The organism is Brevundimonas sp. Root608 (genome assembly GCF_001427825.1).
GTDB lineage: Bacteria > Pseudomonadota > Alphaproteobacteria > Caulobacterales > Caulobacteraceae > Brevundimonas.
Map to the genome: position 1 here is coordinate 1 of NZ_LMGT01000001.1, position 18012 is coordinate 18012.

Consider the following 18012-nt stretch of genomic DNA (forward strand, 5'->3'; position numbering starts at 1 on the left):
CGACGATTCCGGGACGACGTTTCCCGCTCGTTCGCACCCCGCCGCACGTTGATGGCCCTGGCGCCAGACGCCCTCCCCCGCGACGGGATGCAGATATTATGGGCCCGCCGGGATGGGGTGCTGACAATAGAGTTTGAGAAAAGCGGAAGCGATTGATCGGGCGGGATATTTTCCCGCCAACCCGACTATAGGTTCGTCCCACCTGATCCTTCTCCCGTTGGGAGACGGGGGCCCGGAGGGCCGGATGAGGGTTGGCCGGCGGAAGCGGCGAGCCGCCCTCCACAGGCGACCCTCGCCCTTTCGCGCAACCGATCGCTTCGCTCCCGGGCGCCCAAGCCCTCTCCCATCGGGAGAGGGGTAGCGGATCACCGCCGCTTCAGCCCGCCCAGCAGGCCGCGCAGCAGTTCCCGCGTCAGGGTCGAGCCCGCCGTCCTCAACACAGACTTGGTCGCCGCCTCGATCGGCGTCTCGCGGGTCGAGCGGCGGGGCGCGGCGCGGGGGCGGGCGGCCTCGCGGTCGTAGCGGGCCTGTTCGCGGGCCTGGACCTTGTCGCGGGCGACGGCGGCCTTTTCGGCCTCCTTCGCGGCGGCCGCCTCGGCCTTCGCCCGGGCCTCGGCCAGTTTCGCGTCGGCGACGGCCTGATCCTGTTCGCCGCGACGGACCGAGAGGATCTCCTCGGCGGATTCGCGGTCGACCATGGCGTCATACAGGCCGCGCACCGGACTGGCGGCCATGACGGCGGCGCGTTCGGCGTCGGTGGCGGGGCCCAGCCGGCTGTCGGGCGGGCGGATCATGGTACGGGCGACGACGTGGGGGGCGCCCTTTTCATCCAGGGTCGAGACCAGGGCCTCGCCGACGCCCAGCCCCTGGATGGCCTCGGCCGTGTCGAAGGCCGGATTGACGCGGAAGCTGTCCGACGCCGCCTTGAGGCCGCGCTGTTCGGCCGGGGTGTAGGCGCGCAGCGCATGCTGGATGCGGTTGCCGAGCTGGGCCAGGACGCTGTCGGGAATGTCGGCCGGGTTCTGGGTGACGAAATAGACGCCGACGCCCTTGGAGCGGATCAGGCGCACGACCTGTTCGACCTTTTCGCGCAGGGCGTCGGGCGTGTCGTTGAACAGCAGATGGGCCTCGTCGAAGAAGAAGACGAGCCGCGGCTTCTCGGGGTCGCCGACCTCGGGCAGCTGTTCGAACAGTTCCGACAGCAGCCACAGCAGGAAGGCGGCGTAGAGGCGCGGGCTGGCCATCAGTTTCGTGGCGTCCAGCACATTGACCTGGCCGCGGCCGTCGAGGCCGGTGCGCATCATGTCCTCAAGCTTCAGGGCCGGCTCGCCGAAGAAGGCCTTGCCGCCCTGTTGCTCGAGCTGAAGGATGGCGCGCTGGATGGAGGCGATGGAGGCCGGGGCGACATTGCCGACCTCGCGGCCGATGCGCTCCGAATTCTCGCCGACATAGGCCAGCATGGCGCGCAGGTCGTCGAGGTCGAGCAGCAGCAGGCCTTCCGTGTCCGCGACGTGGAAGAGGACCGACAGCACCCCTTCCTGCACCTCGTTGAGGTTCAGCATCCGGGCCAGAAGCAGGGGACCGATCTCGCTGACGGTGGTGCGGATGGGGTGGCCCTTGAGGCCGTAGAGGTCCCAGAAGACGACCGGCGCGGCCTTCGGCTGGAGCGTCAGCCCCATTGACGCGGCGCGCGCCAGCAGTTTTTCGTTCGGCGAGCCCGGGACGCAGATTCCCGACAGGTCGCCCTTCACATCGGCGCAGAAGACGGGGACGCCGGCGTCCGAGAAACCCTGGGCCATGATCTGCAGGGTGACCGTCTTGCCGGTGCCGGTGGCGCCCGCGACCACGCCGTGGCGGTTGGCGCGGCCCAGCAGCAGGATCTCGGGCAGGCCGGCGCCGCTCGCCGTCCCCCCGTCCATGGATTGGCCGAGAAAAATGCCGGGGGCGTCGGTCATGGGGGACTCCAGAATGAGCCGCCACCCTGTCGCGGCGGGCCGCGGGCTTCAAGCGCCTTGTCGATGAAGATTGACCGGACGGGCGACGCCGCCGACGATGCGGGCATGAAACCCCCGATCGTCATGCCGAGCTCGTCCGTCGCGCGCAATGCGCTGGTGCTGATCGCCGTGGTGGCGGGCGGGGCGGCGCTCTACTGGCTGCGGGGCATACTGACGCCGCTGGCCATGGCCGTCTTCCTGATGATCATGATCGACGGCGTGAAGCGGACGATCGAGGACCGCACCCCCGTTCCCGGCCGCTGGGCCGGGGCAGCGGCCCTTCTGGTCGTCGTGCTGGGCTTCTTCGCCTCGATCGCCATCATCGTGAACGGCGCGACGGGCTTCTTCGACGAGGCGACCGGCATCACCAGCCGGATCGGGCCCCGGATCGACCAGATCCTGATCGACGGCGGGCGGCTGTTCGGAGTCACGGCGGCGCCGACGGCGGCCGATCTGCTGAGCCAGCTGGACGTGCGTGGCTATCTGGCCGGCGCGGCCAAACAGGCCCAGGGCGTCCTGTCCGGCTCGTTCTTCGTCATGGTCTATCTGGCCTTCCTGCTGGCGTCGCAGTCCGGGTTCCGGCGCAAGCTGGTCGGCCTGTTCCCCGGGCGCGAGTCCCGGTCCGAGGCGCTGGAAGTGTTCCAGAGGGTGCGCGGCGGGGTCGAGGGCTATCTGTGGGTCCAGACCGTGACCGGGGCCATGATCTGCGCCGCCGCCTGGCTGCTGATGCGGGCGGTGGGCCTGCAGAACGCCGAGTTCTGGACCTTCGTCATCTTCATCGTCGGCTTCATCCCGGTGCTGGGCGGGGCGGTCGCGGGTCTGGCTCCGCCGCTGTTCGCCCTGGTGCAGTTCGAGAGCTACTGGCCCGCGGCGGTTCTGCTGGTCGGGCTTCAGGCCATACTGTTCATCAGCGGCAACATGATCCAGCCGCGCATGCAGGGCGACAACCAGAACATCGATCCCGTGGTGGTGCTGTTGTCGCTGGCCCTGTGGGGGCAGCTGTGGGGCGTGGTCGGCATGTTCCTGTCGACGCCGCTGGCGGTCATGGCCATGGCCATCCTGGCCGAGTTCAAGGGCTCGCGCTGGATGGCCATCCTGATGTCGGGCGATGGCGAACCGTATGCCGACGACGACGAACCGCGGCCCGTGCGGAACCGGCCGAACCGCGTCAACCCGCCGCAGGGCGCGGCCGATTGAGGGCGTTTCACCGCCCTTGATTGGTCACAACCGGCGCCTATCTCATCCCTGTCGCCGCGGCCCCTCCCCTCCCCCCAAGCCGCGGTGGACAGATCGGCGCCAACCCTCCCCCTCCCGGGCGCCGATCCCAAGCAGGCCGCCGGACGCAAGTTCGGCGGCCTTGTCTTTTCCGGGATCCCCGCCGCGACATCTGAGCAACAGGCCGGCCGGTTCGATGCTGCAACCGCGAAGGCGGGGGAACGGCGCCGCGAGCGCCCCGTTAGCGGCGGCGGAAGGGCGAAGCGCGGACGGTCCGCGAACAGCTCGAAGGATACCTCCTCATGTACAAGACTCTCTCCGCCGCGTCCCTGGCGGTTCTGCTGGCCGGCGTCGCGGCGCCCGCCCTGGCCCAGTCCGCCCCCGACTGGAGCGGCCCCTACATCGGCGTCTACGGCGGCGTGGCCGAGAACAACGAGGACGCCGGCGAGGGCCTGGTGTTCGACCGCGACCTCGACGGCCAGTTCGACGACACCGTCGTCCTGAACGGCACGACCACCAACGCCTTCACCCCCGGCTCCTGCGACGGCGCCGCCACGGCCCAGGCCGTCGGCAACGGCTGCGACATCGATCCGACCGGCGTCGAAGGTTCGATCCGCGCCGGCTACGACATGCAGTTCGGCCCGATCGTCGTCGGCCTCGTCGGCGAGCTGAGCGCTGTCGACCTGGAGGACTCGGTCACCTCGTTCAGCAGCACCCCGGCCGCCTATGTCTTCACCCGCCAGGTGGAGCAGATGGCCGCCCTGCGGGCCCGCATCGGCTTCCCGGTCGGCCCGGCGCTGTTCTATGCGACCGCCGGCGCGGCCAAGGCGAAGGTGGAGAACAGCTTCCGCACCACCAACACGGCCAACAGCTTCACCGAGACGGTCAACGAGAACGACGCCGACGGCTATCAGCTGGGCGGCGGCGTCGAGTGGAAACTGGCCCCGAACCTGTCGCTGACGGGCGAGTACCTCTATTCCAACCTGCAGCCCGGCGACTATGTCGTCCGCGCCGGACCGGGGACGGCTCCGGCCACCAATCCCTTCATCCTGGCGCCCAATACGGTCGGGACGGACATCACGCGCAGCAACGACGGCCTTGAGCTGCACGCGCTCCGCGTCGGCATGAACGTCCGCTTCTAGGTCCTTCCAGGGATCGACGGTCGGCGACGCCGGCTCCGGAAACGGGGCCGGCGTCGTTGTTTTTGGGGGTTCCCGAGACGCGCCGGCTGGCCTAGTCAGGCGGCCGTCGGACAGCGCGCTTGCCCCTGCGGCGAAGCGGCCTAGTCTGGCGTTCCCTCCGGCGGCCGATGCAGAGGCCGCGCCTGCAAGAGACCTGCCCATGTCCGGCGAACTGGCTGCCAAGCTCCCTCAGGCGATCACCCTGGAGGACCTGGAGGCCGGCTTTGCGAGCGCCCTCGGCGGGGCCCCGGGCCCGGAGGCCAGATCCTATCTGCTGCAGGCGTGGGACGACTACGCCGCCGACGAGGCGCCCGAACTGGGCGGCGCCGATCTGGCGGCCCTGCTGGCCTCGGTCTGGCGCTCGGCGGACGGTCGCAAGGCGGGGGACACCGCGCGCATAACGCTCGGGCCGCTCACGGGCGCCGACGGCCGGCCGACCGGCTATGACAGCCTGGTCATCGTCCAGGAGGACCGGCCCTTCCTCGTCGACAGCGTCATGGGCGAACTGGCGGACGCCGGGGTCACCGTGCGGTCGATGTACCATCCGATCGTCGAGCGCGACGGCGGGCGGGTCTCGCTGATCGTCGTGGTCATCGATCCCCTGCCCCAGGAGCGGCGCGACGCCCTCGGCGAAGGTCTCGCCACGACCATGGGCGACGTGCGCAGCGCCGTGGCCGACCATGCGGCGATGAACGCCCTGATGGCGCGCTCGATCGCCCATCTGGAAACCTCGCCCCCCGGCGTGGACGCCGAGGTCCTGGCCGAACACCTGTTGTTCCTGCAGTGGCTGCAGGCCGACCATTTCGTCTTCCTCGGCGCGCGCGACTACGACTATCCGCGCAACAAGGACGGCGGCTATGAGGCCGAGGCGCCGCTGTCGCAATCGGGCGCCGGCCTGGGCGTGCTGGCCGATCCCGCCCGGACGGTGCTGCGCCGCGCCAACGAGCCGGCGGTGCTGACGAAATCGATGAAGAAGCAGCTGGACCTGTCCGAGCCGGTCACCGTGGCCAAGGCCAACGTCCGGTCGCGGGTGCATCGGCGGGCCTATATGGACTATATCGGGGTCAAGCGGTTCGGGCCGGACGGGCGGCCGTCGGGCGAGACCCGCTTCGTCGGCCTGTTCACCGCCGAAGCCTATGACAAGACCGCGACCCAGGTGCCGCTGGTCCGCCGCAAGGTCGCCAACGCCCTGAAGCGGGCGGACAAGACGCCGGGCAGCCATAGCGAGAAGCGGCTCCGGAACATCCTCGAGAACTATCCCCGCGACGAACTCTTCCAGGTCACCGAAAACGAACTGCTGGAGATCGCGCTGGGCATATTGCACCTGCACGACCGGCCGCGGATCAAGACCTTCACCCGCAAGGACCCGTTCGACCGCTTCGTCTCCATCCTGGCCTTCATCCCGCGCGAACGTTTCGATGCTTCGGTCCGTGAACGGATCGGCAAGATCCTCGCGGACGCCTGGGGCGGCCGCTTGTCGGCCTGGTATCCGCAGCTGTCGGATCAGCCGCTGGTCCGGATTCACTATATAATCGGGGTCACGCCCGGCGACCATCCGTGCCCGGATCAAGCCGAACTGGACGCCCGGGTGGCCGAGGCCGGCCGCAGCTGGGTCGACCGTTTCGAGAGCGCCCTGCGCCAGGCCGATGTCGACGACGTCGCCGTCGGCCCCCTGAGCGCGCGCTGGGCCGAAGCCTTCGGCGCCGGCTATCGCGACCGCTATGACGCCGATGAAGCCGTGCGCGATCTTCAGGCGGTCGACGGACTGAACCGGTCGGGACAGATCGGCTCGGGCGATCCCGTGTCCGTGCGCGCCTTCCGCACGCCGGCGGACGGCCCGCTGAATTTCCGCTTCAAGCTCTATCGCCGCGGCTCGGCGGTGCCGTTGTCGGACGTGCTGCCGATCCTGGCCGACATGGGCCTGAAGACGCTGGAAGAGTGGGGCCACGCCCTGCATCCGTCGGGCGACGCCGATATCCATGTGCACGAATTCCTGCTGGAGGACCCGCGCGGCGGCGATCTGAAGTTCGAGGATGTGAAGGGCCCGTTCGAGGCCGCCTTCTCCGCCGTCTGGACCGGCCTGACCGAGAGCGACGGCTTCAACCGTCTGGTGCTGGAGCTGGGAGTCGACTGGCGCGAGGCGGCGCTGGTGCGCACCCTCGCCCGCTATCGTCAACAGACCGGGCTCGACCCCTCGCAGGCGGTGCAGGAAGAGGCGCTGCGCGACTATCCGGCCGTGGCGCGGGCCATTCTCGCGCTGTTCGAGGCGAAGTTCGACCCGGCGAAGGGCGGCGACGCCGCCAGCCGTGAGGCCGGGGTCGCAAAGGGGGTCGAACAGATCAACGCCCTGCTGCAGGACGTGAAGAGCCTGGACCACGACCGCGCCCTGCGGCGCCTGGCCCTGCTGGTCGAGGCGATCAAGCGGACCAACTACTATCAGACCGGCCCGGACGGCCGCCCGAAGCCGCATATCTCGATCAAGATCGCCTCGCGCGAACTGGCCGACCTGCCCCTGCCCAAACCCTTCCGCGAAATCTTCGTCTGGGCGCCGCATGTCGAGGGCGTGCACCTGCGCTTCGGACCCGTGGCGCGGGGCGGCCTGCGCTGGTCCGACCGCCGCGACGACTTCCGCACCGAGGTGCTGGGCCTGGTCAAGGCGCAGCAAGTCAAGAACGCGGTCATCGTGCCGGTCGGCTCAAAGGGCGGCTTCTTCCCCAAACATCTGGCGGCCATCGTGCGCGCCGGGGGCGACCGCGACGCCCAGCAGGCCGAGGCCATCCGCGCCTACAAGACCTTCCTCTCGGGCCTGCTCGACATCACCGACAACATCGACCGGTCCGGCGCGGTGGTTGCGCCGCAGCAGGTCGTCCGGTTCGAGGGCGACGACCCCTATCTGGTGGTGGCCGCCGACAAGGGCACGGCGACCTTCTCGGACATCGCCAACGGCATATCCCGCGACTACGGCTTCTGGCTGGACGACGCCTTCGCCTCGGGCGGGTCCGTGGGCTACGACCACAAGGTCATGGGCATCACGGCCCGCGGCGCGTGGGAGGCGGTCAAGCGCCACTTCCGCGAGATGGGCAAGGACATCCAGACGGAGCCCTTCACCGTCGTCGGCGTCGGCGACATGAGCGGCGACGTGTTCGGCAACGGCATGCTGCTGTCGAAGGCCATCAGGCTGGTCGCCGCCTTCGATCACCGCGACATCTTCATCGATCCGAACCCGGATCCGGCGTCGAGCTGGATCGAACGGGACCGGATGTTCAAGGTCCCGCGCTCGTCCTGGCAGGACTACGACAAGAAGAAGATCTCGAAGGGCGGCGGGGTCTTCCCGCGCTCGGCCAAGTCGATTGAACTGAGCCCCGAGATCAAGGCGGCGCTGGATATCCAGGACGATGTGCTGGACCCGGCCGCCCTGATGAAGGCCATCCTCAAGGCCCCGGCGGAGCTGCTCTATTTCGGCGGCATCGGCACCTATGTGAAGGCGCCGCACGAGAGCGACGCCCAGGTCGGCGACAAGGCCAATGACGCCATCCGCATCGACGGCGCGGAGGTGCGCGCAAAGGTGATCGGCGAAGGCGCCAATCTGGGCCTGACCCAGGCCGGCCGCATCGCCTTTGCGAGAAGCGGCGGGCGGATCAACACCGACGCCATCGACAATTCGGCGGGCGTGGATTCCTCCGACCACGAGGTCAACATCAAGATCCTGACCGGGGCGGCCATCGCCTCGGGCGCGCTGAAGGCCGGCGAGCGCGACGCCCTGCTGGCCTCGATGACCGACGAGGTCGGGCTGAAGGTGCTGGTGCACAACTACGACCAGACCCTGGCCGTCTCGCTGCAGGAGGCGGAAGGGCCCGCCGCCCTCGATTCCCAGCAGCGTTTCATGCAGTGGCTGGGGTCCAAGGGTAAGCTGGACCGCAAGGTCGAGGGCCTGCCCGACGACGCGAAACTGGCCGAGATGAAGGCCGCGGGCCAGGCGCTGACCCGGCCCGAGCTGGCCGTGCTGACGGCCTATTCCAAGCTGGAGCTGTTCGACGACATCGTCGGTTCGACGGCGCCGGACGACGCCTTCTTCAAACGGACCCTGGTCCGCTATTTCCCGGCGCCGCTGGCCAGATACGAGGCCGACATGCAGCGGCACCGGCTGCGCCGCGAAATCGTCTCGACCATATTGTCGAACGAGATCGTCAACATGGCGGGCCCGACCTTCCCCGAGCGGCTGCGCCAGTCGGCGCGGTGCGACACGGGCGCCATGGTCGTCGCCTTCGAGGCCGCGCGTCAGATCTTCCGCCTCGACGAGGCCTGGGACGCGGTGTCGGCCCTGGATCTGAAAATCCCCGCCGAGGCCCAGACGGTGCTGTACCGCGAGATCGCGACCGTGCTGCGCCGCCAGACCTTCTGGCTGGCCCGCCGGGCGATGCGCAAGGGCTGCACCGTCGACCAGCTGATCGAGGCCTATCGCCCGGCGGCGGACGCCCTGCGCGCCGCCGGCGGCGCGGTGCTGTCGCGCTTCGAACAGGCCGGGCTGGAAAGCCGGGTCCAGACCTTCATAGGCCTGGGCGCGTCCGAGGCCATGGCGCGCGACTTCGCCATGCTGCGGCCGCTGGTGGCCACCGCCGACATCGGCGATCTGGCGCGCGAGGCCGGCTGGCCCGAGCCGGCCATGGCCATGCTGTACCACCAGGTCGGCGCGGCCTTCGACTTCGACCGGCTGCGCGCCGCGGCGGGCGCCGTGCCGTCGGCGGATCATTTCGACCGGCTGGCGGTTCGCCGCCTGATCGAGGATCTGATGGCCGAGCAGGTGCTGCTGACCCGCGCCGTGGCCAAGGCCTCGAAGGTCTCGGTCGGAGCCAGCGAGGCGGCGGCCGAGGCGGCCGTCGACGCCTGGATCGGGCCGCGTCAGGCGACGGTGGAAGGCGTGCGCGCCTCGGTCGACGAGATCGAGGCCTCGGGCTCGGGCTGGACCTTCGCCAAACTGACCATCGCCAACAGCGCCATTCGTGAGATAGCGTCGTCGGCAAGCTGACGAAGCCTTCTTGTCGGGCCGCGGTCAAAGGGCTCCGCCTTCTGACGGGCGCTTCGCGCATGCGTCCGGGTTCTGGTAGCGTCCGGGGCTGAGGGAGAGGGCCGATGCCGCGCAAGTTTCTGGTCGTGGTCGACGACAGCCCGGAGTTCGAGTCCGCCCTGCGCTATGCCGCGCGGCGGGCGCGTTCGACCGGCGGGCGGGTGGCCCTGCTGCGCGTGATACCGGCGGCGGCGTCGGACGCCCACTGGGCCGGGGTGCGCGAGGAGATCGAGCGTCAGACGCGGCTCGAGGCCGAGACCCTGCTGAACAAATGGGCCGACGAGGCGGCGGAGCGTTCCGGCGCCACGCCGGTGCTGCTGATCGAGCGGGGCGAGCCCCAGAACGCCATTCGCAAGGTCGTCGGCGAGGACGCCGAGATCAAGATCCTGGTCCTGGCCGCCGGCCACGGCGGGCGCGGGCCCGGGCCGCTGGTTTCGGCGGTGGTCAAACAGGGCGCCGCCTTCACGGGCCGCAAGCTGCCGGTGACCATCGTGCCGGGCGAACTGACCGAGAAGGACATCGAGGACCTGGCGTGACGTCGTCAGCCTCTCCCTCCCCTTCATGGGGAGGATGTCGGCGCGCAGCGCCGACAGGGTGGGGTGCGTCAGGTCAGCGCAAGACCGTGCGGCGGCTCCCCACCCGGCTTCGCCTTCGGCTCAGCCACCCGCCCCACAAGGGGGAGAGAGAAGCGCGGGTCTTGAACCGGCCGTCTCCACGGCGCATCTGAGCGCCATGTTCATCCAGACCGAACCGACCCCCAATCCGAACGTCCTGAAATTCCTTCCCGGCCGGGACGTCGCGAATTCGCCGACCGACTTCGTCAACGCGGAAGAGGCGGCCGCATCGCCGCTGGCCGAGGCCCTGTTCGGGCTCGAGGGCGTGACCGGCGTCTTCTTCGGCTACGACTATGTCTCGGTGACGCGGGACGCCCAGGGGCCCGGGTGGACGACGATGAAGGCCCCGATCCTGGCGGCCATCATGGACCATTTCGTCTCGGGCGCGCCGCTGCTGCGGGCCGTCGGCGGCGTGGAAGGCCCGTCCGGGGAGGACTCCGAGGTTGTGGCCGAGATCAAGCAGCTGCTCGACAGCCGGGTCCGTCCGGCGGTGGCCCAGGACGGGGGCGACATCCTGTTCGACGCCTTCGACGAGGAGACCGGCGTCCTGACGCTGCGCATGCGCGGCGCCTGCGCCGGCTGTCCGTCGTCGTCGGCGACGCTGAAGACCGGGGTCGAGCAGATGATGAAACACTACATCCCGGAAGTGACGCGCGTCGAACAGGTGATCTGACCTATTGGGGCGCTGACGCTCGCGGCGCGGTCGCTCGCTGCCTGAGCGCGGCCTGAAACGAATCCGTCCTCGCTTCCGCACCAAGACGGCGCCATCATTCCCCCATGCCCCGGTTCAAAAGCGATGACGACGCCCGGCGTCTCGGCGACGCCCTGGCGGCGCTGCGCCGCGAGGCCGGCCTGAGCCAGGCCGAGGCGGGGCGCCGCGCCGGCATGACCAGCCAGGGCTGGGGCCTGTACGAGGCGGGCAAACGCCCGGGCCTGTTCCGGCCCGACGTCCAGCGCCGCCTGACGAACGCCCTCGGGGCCACGGTCGAGGCCCTGGCCCTGGTGCAGGACAGGCCCGCGCCTGAAAAACCGGACCGGCCTTCGGCCGAGCCCGGCGTGGCGAACAGGGGCCGGGCCTTCACCGCCGCGCCCTCGCCCCCGCTCCCGGTCCGCAGGGTGCAGCTGTCCAATGACGATCTGGCTCCCTGGGCCGCCTCGGGCGTGGTGCTGGAGTATGAGCCGGGCCGGTGGCCGCGGCGGGACCAGGGTTGCGTCATCGAGATGGCGGACGGCGAGACGCGGGTCCGGCTGTATGACCGGGCCGACGCCGAGATCCTGATCGTGCGCGGCGGCCCCGGGGGGTTGGGGGCGGAGGAACGGATCGCGCGCGCGGACACCCGGGCGGTCTCCGCCGTCGTCGCGCGGCTGGAGCGGTGAATGAAACTTTTTGGTTGCGCCAGTTTCGTTTCCATGAAACCTTTCCGTGCAGAACGGGAGGCGAGCGGCCATGGCGAGGATCGGCGGACGGAACGACGTGGACGCCTATGTCGGCGCGCGCATCAGCCTGCGCCGCTCGGCCCTGGGCCTGTCTCAGAGCGCCCTGGCCCAACAACTGGGGATCAGTTTCCAGCAGGTGCAGAAATACGAGACGGGTCAGAACCGCATCTCCGCCTCGCGCCTGCACCGCGCCGCCACGGTGCTGGGGACGTCGGTGGACGCCTTCTTTCCGCCGGTCGAGACCGCCCAGGGCGCGGCCGACGACGGCTGGGCGGCGCTGCGCTTCATCACGGCGACGGCGGACGGGCGAGCCGTGGCGACCGGCTTTCCGATGATCGGGGATCGCGACGTTCGCAAGGCCGTGGCGCGCATCGTCCAGGCGCTGGCGCGGGAGCCCTGAGCGCGTCCCCGGGGGCGCCGGCATGAAGGTGCTGGTCGTCGATACGGCCCTGGGCCTGTGCACCGCGGGCGTGTTCGAGGTCGAGGGCGACGATGTGCGCCCGCTCGGCCTGCGGTCCGAGCCGATGGCCAAGGGGCATTCCGAACGGCTGGCGGGGTTCGCGCGCGACGCCATGGCGCAGGCCGGGCTGGCGTTCGACGCCCTCGACCGCATCGGGGTGACCGTGGGGCCGGGCTCGTTCACGGGTCTGCGCGTCGGCCTCGCCTTCGCCCAAGGCCTGGGGGCGGCGCTGGGCCGGTCCGTGGTCGGGCTGTCGAGCCTGGAGGCCCTGGCGGCGTCCGCTCCGTCCGGACCGGCGGCGGCCCTGATCGACGCGCGGCGGGGCCAGGTCTATACGCGGTTCGGGGCCGACGGGCCGGCCGAGGCCCTTTCGCTGGAGGCGGCGTCGGAGCGGATCGGCCGTCTGGCGCCCGGCGCCCGGCTGATCGGATCGGGCGCAGTCCTGTTCGCGGAGGCCTTCCCCACGCTGATCCAGACCCCGCTGGCGGGACCGGCGCCCGACGCCCTCGCCCGGCTGGCGGCGGCGGCGGATCCGGCGACGTCGCCGCCCCGGCCGCTGTATCTGCGCGCGCCCGACGCGACGCCGCCCAGCCGCCTGCCGGGTCAGGCCCGCCCCGCGCGGCCGTCGTGAGCGAGGTCGCCGCCCGCCTGGCCGCGCTGCACGCCGGGGCCTTCGACGCGCCCTGGGACGCGGCGGCCTTCGACAGCCTGCTGGGCCAGGCCGGGGTGCATCTGGCCGAGACGCCGGACGGTTTCATCCTGATGCGGACGGTCGCCGACGAGGCCGAGATCCTGACCCTGGCCGTTCGGCCCTCCGCCCGGCGGCGCGGCGTCGGCGCCGGGCTGGTCGGCCGGGGCGCGGCCGAGGCGGCGGCGCGCGGGGCGAGGCGGTTGTTCCTCGAAGTGGCCGAGGACAATGACGCGGCGCGCGCCCTCTACGCCCGCGCGGGCTTCGTCGAGGCCGGGCGGCGGCCGCGTTACTATGCCCGCGCCGACGGTTCGCGGGCGGACGCCCTGCTGCTGTCGTTCGACCTTGCCGCACGGCTTCCCTAAGTCGGGCCGCCCGCCTATCCTCCCGCGCATGGACCGGATCGAAAAACTCTGCGCCGAACGCGGCATGCGAATGACCGAACAGCGCCGCGTCATCGCGCGGGTGCTGTCGAGCGCCGAGGACCACCCGGACGTCGAGGAGCTTTACCGCCGCGCCTCGGCCATCGACCCCCATATCTCGATCGCCACCGTCTACCGCACCGTGCGCCTGTTCGAGGAGGCCGGGGTGGTCGAGAAGCACGACTTCGGCGATGGCCGCAGCCGCTATGAAGAGGCGGGCGACGATCACCACGACCATCTGATCGACACCCGCTCGGGCGAGGTGATCGAATTCTTCGACGCCGAGATCGAGCGGCTGAAGAGCGAGATCGCCGAACGGCTGGGCTATGAGCTGATCGGCCACAAGCTGGAGCTTTACGGCAAGCCGATCGAGGGGGCCGAGGCGGGCAAGCGCGAGGGCCTGATCTTCAAGCGCCACGCCGCGCGCGTCGATCCGGCGGACGTGGGCTGACGACGGACCCCGCCGGCGCTAAAACCGGTTCCATGACCGAGACCCTCGTCCCGCCGGCGGCGTCGGACGGACAGGCCACGCCCAGACGCCTGTTCATCAAGACCTACGGCTGCCAGATGAACGTCTATGATTCCGAGCGCATGGCCGATGTGCTGCGGCCGCTGGGCTATGCGACGACCGACACGGCCGGGGACGCGGACTTCGTCATCCTCAACACCTGCCATATCCGCGAGAAGGCGGCCGAGAAGGTCTATTCCGAGCTCGGCAAGCTGCGGGAGATGCGGGACATCCGCCTGGCGGCGGGCCAGCCGCGCATGACCATCGCCGTGGCCGGCTGCGTCGCCCAGGCCGAGGGCGAGGAGATCATGCGCCGCCAGCCGGCGGTGGACATCGTGGTCGGGCCTCAGGCCTATCACCAGCTGCCCGAGCTGCTGACCCGCACGGCGCGGGCGCGGGGCGAGCGGATCGGGGCCGACTTCGCCCCGGTCGACAAGTTCGACGCCCTGCCGCGGGCCCGAGGCGTCAGCGGGCCGACCGCCTTCCTGACGGTGCAGGAGGGGTGCGACAAATTCTGCACCTTCTGCGTCGTGCCCTATACCCGCGGCGCCGAATGGTCGCGGCCGGTCGCGGCGGTGCTGGCCGAGGCGCGCGAGCTGGCGGCCCGGGGGGTGCGCGAGGTCACCCTGCTGGGCCAGAACGTTAACGCCTATGACGGGGAGGGGCCGGACGGAAAGTCCTCGACCCTGGCGCGGCTGGCGTACGCCCTGGCCGACATCCCGGGCCTCGACCGTATCCGCTATACGACCAGCCACCCCAACGACATGTCCGATGAGCTGATCGCCGCCCATGGCGCGCTCGACGCCCTGATGCCCTGGCTGCACCTGCCGGTGCAGTCGGGGTCGGACCGCATCCTGCGGCTGATGAACCGCAAGCACGGGCGGGCGAAATACCTCGCGCTGGTCGACCGCATCCGCGAGGCGCGGCCCGACATGGCGATGTCGGGGGATTTCATCGTCGGCTTCCCGGGCGAGACCGAGACGGATTTCGAGGAGACGATGGATCTGGTCCGGCGCGTCGGCTACGCCTCGGCCTTCGCCTTCATGTATTCGCCGCGGCCGGGGACGCCCGCGGCGACCATGGCGGGACAGGTTCCGGACGGGATTGCGCGCGAGCGGCTGCACGCCCTGCAGGCCCTGCTGGCCGAACAGCAGCTGGCCTTCAACAGGGACAAGGCGGGCCGCACGATCGACGTCCTGCTCGAGAAGAAGGGCCGGCACGGGGCCCAGGCCGTGGGCCGCTCGCCCTGGCTGCAATCGGTTCACGTCGACGACGCGGATCATCTGATCGGCCGGATCGTTCCGGTCACGATCGAATACGGCCAGCAGAATTCCCTGAAGGGCCGGCTGATGGAAAAGGCAGTGGATGGCGCGTGAGAGTGAGTTCCTGGCGCTGGGCGACGAGGCCCTGCACGCCGTGATCGGTCCGGGCAGCCGGCACCTGGCCCTGATCGAGGACCGCTTCAAGGTTCTGGTGGAAACGCCCGGCGGCGGGGTGTCGATCAACGGTTCAGCCCGCGACCGGTCGCAGGCCAAGCGGGTCATCGAGACCCTGGCCAGCCGCGCCGAGACGGGCGCCGAGATCACCGAGGCCGATGTGCGCACGGCGCTGGGCGCCGCGGCGACCCAGCCGCGGGCGGGGCAGGGGAGCGTGGCCCCCGACGCCGTGGCCCTGCCGGTCGGACGGCGCGGGGCGATCGCGCCCAAGACGGCGGCCCAGGCCAACTATCTGTCCCTGCTGAGCCGCTGCGAGCTGACCTTCGGGGTCGGTCCGGCGGGCACCGGCAAGACCTTCCTGGCGGCGGCCTACGGCGCCTCCCTGCTGCGGCGGGGGCAGGTGGACCGGCTGGTCATCACCCGGCCGGCGGTCGAGGCCGGCGAGAAGCTGGGCTTCCTGCCGGGGGACCTGAACGAGAAGGTCGATCCCTATCTGGCTCCGATCTGGGAGGCGCTGAACGACATCCTCGGTCCCGACGACGTGCGCCGCCGGCGCGACAAGGGCGAGATCGAGGCCGCCCCGATCGCCTTCATGCGAGGCCGCACCCTGGCCCACGCCTACATCATCGTCGACGAGGCGCAGAACACCTCGCGGCTGCAGATGAAGATGGTCCTGACCCGGCTGGGCGAGGGCGCGCGCATGGTGGTGACGGGCGACCCGTCGCAGGTCGACCTGCTGAACCCGCGCGACTCGGGCCTGAAGCACGCCCTGCGCATCCTCGAGGACGTGAAGGGCGTCGGGGTGCAGCGGTTCGAGGCCCAGGACGTGGTGCGCCACGCCATGGTCGAGCGGATCGTGCGCGCCTACGACGCCGACGCCGCCAGCCGCCGCCCCGCCGCCGATCTCGAGGACCCCGACTCGTGATCGAGGTCGAGATCGAGGACGACGCCTGGACCGCCGCCCTGCCGGACGCCGGGGCCCTGGCCGAACGGGCGGCGACGGCGGCGCTGGGCCGTGTCGAGGGCGACGTCGTCGTGCTGCTGACCGACGACGCGGCCGTGCGCGATCTGAACGCCCGCTTCCGCGACAAGGACCGGCCCACGAACGTGCTGTCGTTTCCGGCGGCCGAAAGCGCGGCGCCACATCTGGGCGACCTGGTGCTGGCCTTCGGCGTCTGCGCGGCCGAGGCCGAGGCGCAGGGGAAGACCCTTGCCGATCATCTCAGCCATCTCACGGTCCACGGCGTGCTGCATCTGCTGGGCCGCGACCACGAGGCCGAGGCCGAGGCGGAGACGATGGAGGACGAGGAGCGATCCATTCTTGCCAGCCTGGGCGTCGCCGACCCATACAGGCGCGATGACTCACCCAGCGGCGACGCCTGAAAACGACGGCCCCAAGGATGGACCGCGCGCGCGGCTGATCCTGCGCTTCGGCCGCATCGGCCTGGCGCTGGCGGCCGGGGCGGCGGCGGCGCTGGCGCATCCGCCGTTCGGCGTCCTGCCGGGCCTGCTCGGCTATGCCCTGCTGATGTTCCTGTCCGAGCGGTCGGCGGGCGCGCGCGGCGCCTTCTGGATGGGCTGGCTGGCCGGCTTCGCCTATTTCTTCATCAGCTGCTGGTGGGTGGCCGAGGCCTTCATGGTCAATCCGGCCCAGGCGTGGATGGCGCCGTTCGCGGCCAGTCTGCTGCCGATCGGCCTGGGCCTGTTCTGGGGAACGGCGACGGCGCTGTACCGGCGGTTCATGCCCGGCGGGGTCCGGCGGGTGCTGGTCTTCGCCGCCCTGTTCTGCCTGCTGGAATGGTTGCGGGGCCATGTGCTGACCGGCTTTCCGTGGAACCCGGCCGGAGCCAGCTGGAAGGCCGGGTCGGCGGCGTCGCAGTTCGCGGCGATCGCCGGCGTCTACGGCCTGGGCTTCGTCACCGTGGCGGGCGCCGCGGCCTTCGCCCCCCTGCTGGGCGCCGGGCCGCGCAAGGCGCGCATCGGTTCGGCGGTCCTGGGCCTTCTGGCGCTCGCCGCCCTCATGGTCGGGGGGGCCGTGCGGCTGTCGCAGGCGCAGCTGGAGCTGACGGAGACCGTGATCCGCATCGTCCAGGCGGACGTGCCGCAGGAATCCAAATGGACGCCGGAGGCCTATCAGGGGATCGTCGATCGCTACGTCAATCTGACGGGCCATGCCGGCGCGCTGACGCCCGACCTGATCGTCTGGCCCGAGGGCGCCCTGCCGGCGTCGGCCAATCAGGTGTTCGCGCCGGGCTCGGCGGACGCCGAGGCGATCGCGCGTGCGGTGCAGCCGGGGCAGAGCCTGATCATGGGTCTGGGCCGGGGCGTGCCCGATCCGGCGGCGCCCGAGGGCGGCCGCTATTACAACAGCCTGTTCGTGCTGACCGACGAGGGCGCCGACGGCCTGCGGATCACCGCCACCTATGACAAATACCGGCTGGTGCCATTCGGCGAATATCTGCCGGCGGGGGGGCTCATGGGGGCGCTGGGCGTGCGCAGCCTGACCCATATGCCGACCGACTTCAGCGCCGGGCCCGTGCCCGCGCCGATCGACATACCGGGCGCGCCGCGGGCCCAGCCGTTGATCTGCTACGAGAGCCTCTACCCCGGCTTCACCCCGGGCGGCGCGGGTCGGCCGGGCTGGATCGTCAACATCTCGAACGACGCCTGGTTCGGGCGCACCTCGGGGCCGCTGCAGCATCTGAACCTGGCCAGCTACCGCGCCATCGAGACGGGGCTGCCGGTGGTCCGGTCCACCCCGACCGGGGTTTCGGCCATGATCGACCCCTGGGGCCGGGTCGTCGGCGACCAGCGGCTGGAACCCGGCGAGAGCGGGGTCATCGATGCGCGCCTGCCGCGGCCGACGGGGATTACGCCCTATGGGCGGTTCGGCGACCTGCCCTTCCTGCTGGCGGTGCTGGCGGGCCTGGCCCTGGCGGCCCCGTGGCGCGGGTTGCGCCGGCGCGGCCGGCCGGGCTGACGCCACGTCAGC

The 18012-nt window shown here is 70.9% G+C and carries 15 protein-coding genes; 14 read left to right on the forward strand and 1 reads right to left on the reverse strand.

Going from position 1 to position 18012, the window contains the following annotated elements; all coding sequences use genetic code 11:
- Positions 1 to 365 precede the first annotated feature (365 nt).
- Complete coding sequence (locus ASD59_RS00005) at positions 366 to 1955, reverse strand: helicase HerA-like domain-containing protein (RefSeq protein ID WP_055826406.1); 1590 nt, start codon at positions 1953 to 1955, stop codon at positions 366 to 368.
- Between the two features lie 63 nt (positions 1956 to 2018).
- Between ASD59_RS00005 and ASD59_RS00010 the strand changes: the two genes are divergently transcribed.
- From ASD59_RS00010 to lnt, 14 genes are all read left to right on the forward strand, one after another.
- Positions 2019 to 3191 carry an AI-2E family transporter gene (locus tag ASD59_RS00010; RefSeq protein ID WP_327019535.1) on the forward strand — a complete coding sequence of 391 codons (1173 nt, stop codon included), beginning with the start codon at positions 2019 to 2021 and terminating at the stop codon, positions 3189 to 3191.
- 320 nt (positions 3192 to 3511) lie between these two features.
- On the forward strand, positions 3512 to 4351 hold the full coding sequence (locus ASD59_RS00015) for an outer membrane protein (RefSeq protein WP_055826417.1): 840 nt from the start codon (positions 3512 to 3514) through the stop codon (positions 4349 to 4351).
- A 199-nt stretch (positions 4352 to 4550) separates the two neighbouring features.
- Entirely contained in the window at positions 4551 to 9416 is a 4866-nt protein-coding gene (locus ASD59_RS00020; protein WP_055826424.1) for an NAD-glutamate dehydrogenase, read from the forward strand.
- A 104-nt stretch (positions 9417 to 9520) separates the two neighbouring features.
- On the forward strand, positions 9521 to 9991 hold the full coding sequence (locus ASD59_RS00025; protein WP_055826427.1) for a universal stress protein: 471 nt from the start codon (positions 9521 to 9523) through the stop codon (positions 9989 to 9991).
- 196 nt (positions 9992 to 10187) lie between these two features.
- Entirely contained in the window at positions 10188 to 10742 is a 555-nt protein-coding gene (locus ASD59_RS00030) for a NifU family protein (protein ID WP_055826430.1), read from the forward strand.
- Positions 10743 to 10846: 104 nt separating this feature from the next.
- A complete protein-coding gene (locus ASD59_RS00035) occupies positions 10847 to 11446 on the forward strand; it encodes a helix-turn-helix transcriptional regulator (protein ID WP_055826433.1) in 600 nt (199 codons plus the stop codon).
- A gap of 70 nt (positions 11447 to 11516) precedes the next feature.
- Positions 11517 to 11906: a helix-turn-helix domain-containing protein gene (locus ASD59_RS00040; RefSeq protein WP_055826436.1), complete on the forward strand. Its 390-nt coding sequence runs from the start codon at positions 11517 to 11519 to the stop codon at positions 11904 to 11906.
- A gap of 22 nt (positions 11907 to 11928) precedes the next feature.
- Entirely contained in the window at positions 11929 to 12597 is a 669-nt protein-coding gene (gene tsaB / locus ASD59_RS00045) for a tRNA (adenosine(37)-N6)-threonylcarbamoyltransferase complex dimerization subunit type 1 TsaB (RefSeq protein WP_055826439.1), read from the forward strand.
- Positions 12594 to 13019, forward strand: a complete 426-nt coding sequence (locus tag ASD59_RS00050; protein WP_055826442.1) for a GNAT family N-acetyltransferase — start codon at positions 12594 to 12596, stop codon at positions 13017 to 13019. The genes tsaB and ASD59_RS00050 overlap by 4 nt, the downstream gene beginning before the upstream one ends.
- 28 nt (positions 13020 to 13047) lie before the next feature.
- Positions 13048 to 13527: a Fur family transcriptional regulator gene (locus tag ASD59_RS00055; protein ID WP_055826445.1), complete on the forward strand. Its 480-nt coding sequence runs from the start codon at positions 13048 to 13050 to the stop codon at positions 13525 to 13527.
- A 32-nt stretch (positions 13528 to 13559) separates the two neighbouring features.
- The gene (miaB, locus tag ASD59_RS00060) at positions 13560 to 14960 is read left to right on the forward strand and encodes a tRNA (N6-isopentenyl adenosine(37)-C2)-methylthiotransferase MiaB (protein ID WP_055826449.1); all 1401 of its coding nucleotides are present in this window, start codon (positions 13560 to 13562) and stop codon (positions 14958 to 14960) included.
- Complete coding sequence (locus tag ASD59_RS00065; RefSeq protein ID WP_055826455.1) at positions 14950 to 15945, forward strand: PhoH family protein; 996 nt, start codon at positions 14950 to 14952, stop codon at positions 15943 to 15945. Before miaB ends, ASD59_RS00065 begins: the two co-directional genes overlap by 11 nt.
- Positions 15942 to 16403: an rRNA maturation RNase YbeY gene (gene ybeY / locus ASD59_RS00070; RefSeq protein ID WP_055826458.1), complete on the forward strand. Its 462-nt coding sequence runs from the start codon at positions 15942 to 15944 to the stop codon at positions 16401 to 16403. The genes ASD59_RS00065 and ybeY overlap by 4 nt, the downstream gene beginning before the upstream one ends.
- Entirely contained in the window at positions 16378 to 18000 is a 1623-nt protein-coding gene (lnt, locus tag ASD59_RS00075) for an apolipoprotein N-acyltransferase (protein WP_082559976.1), read from the forward strand. Before ybeY ends, lnt begins: the two co-directional genes overlap by 26 nt.
- The last annotated feature ends 12 nt before the right edge of the window (positions 18001 to 18012 follow it).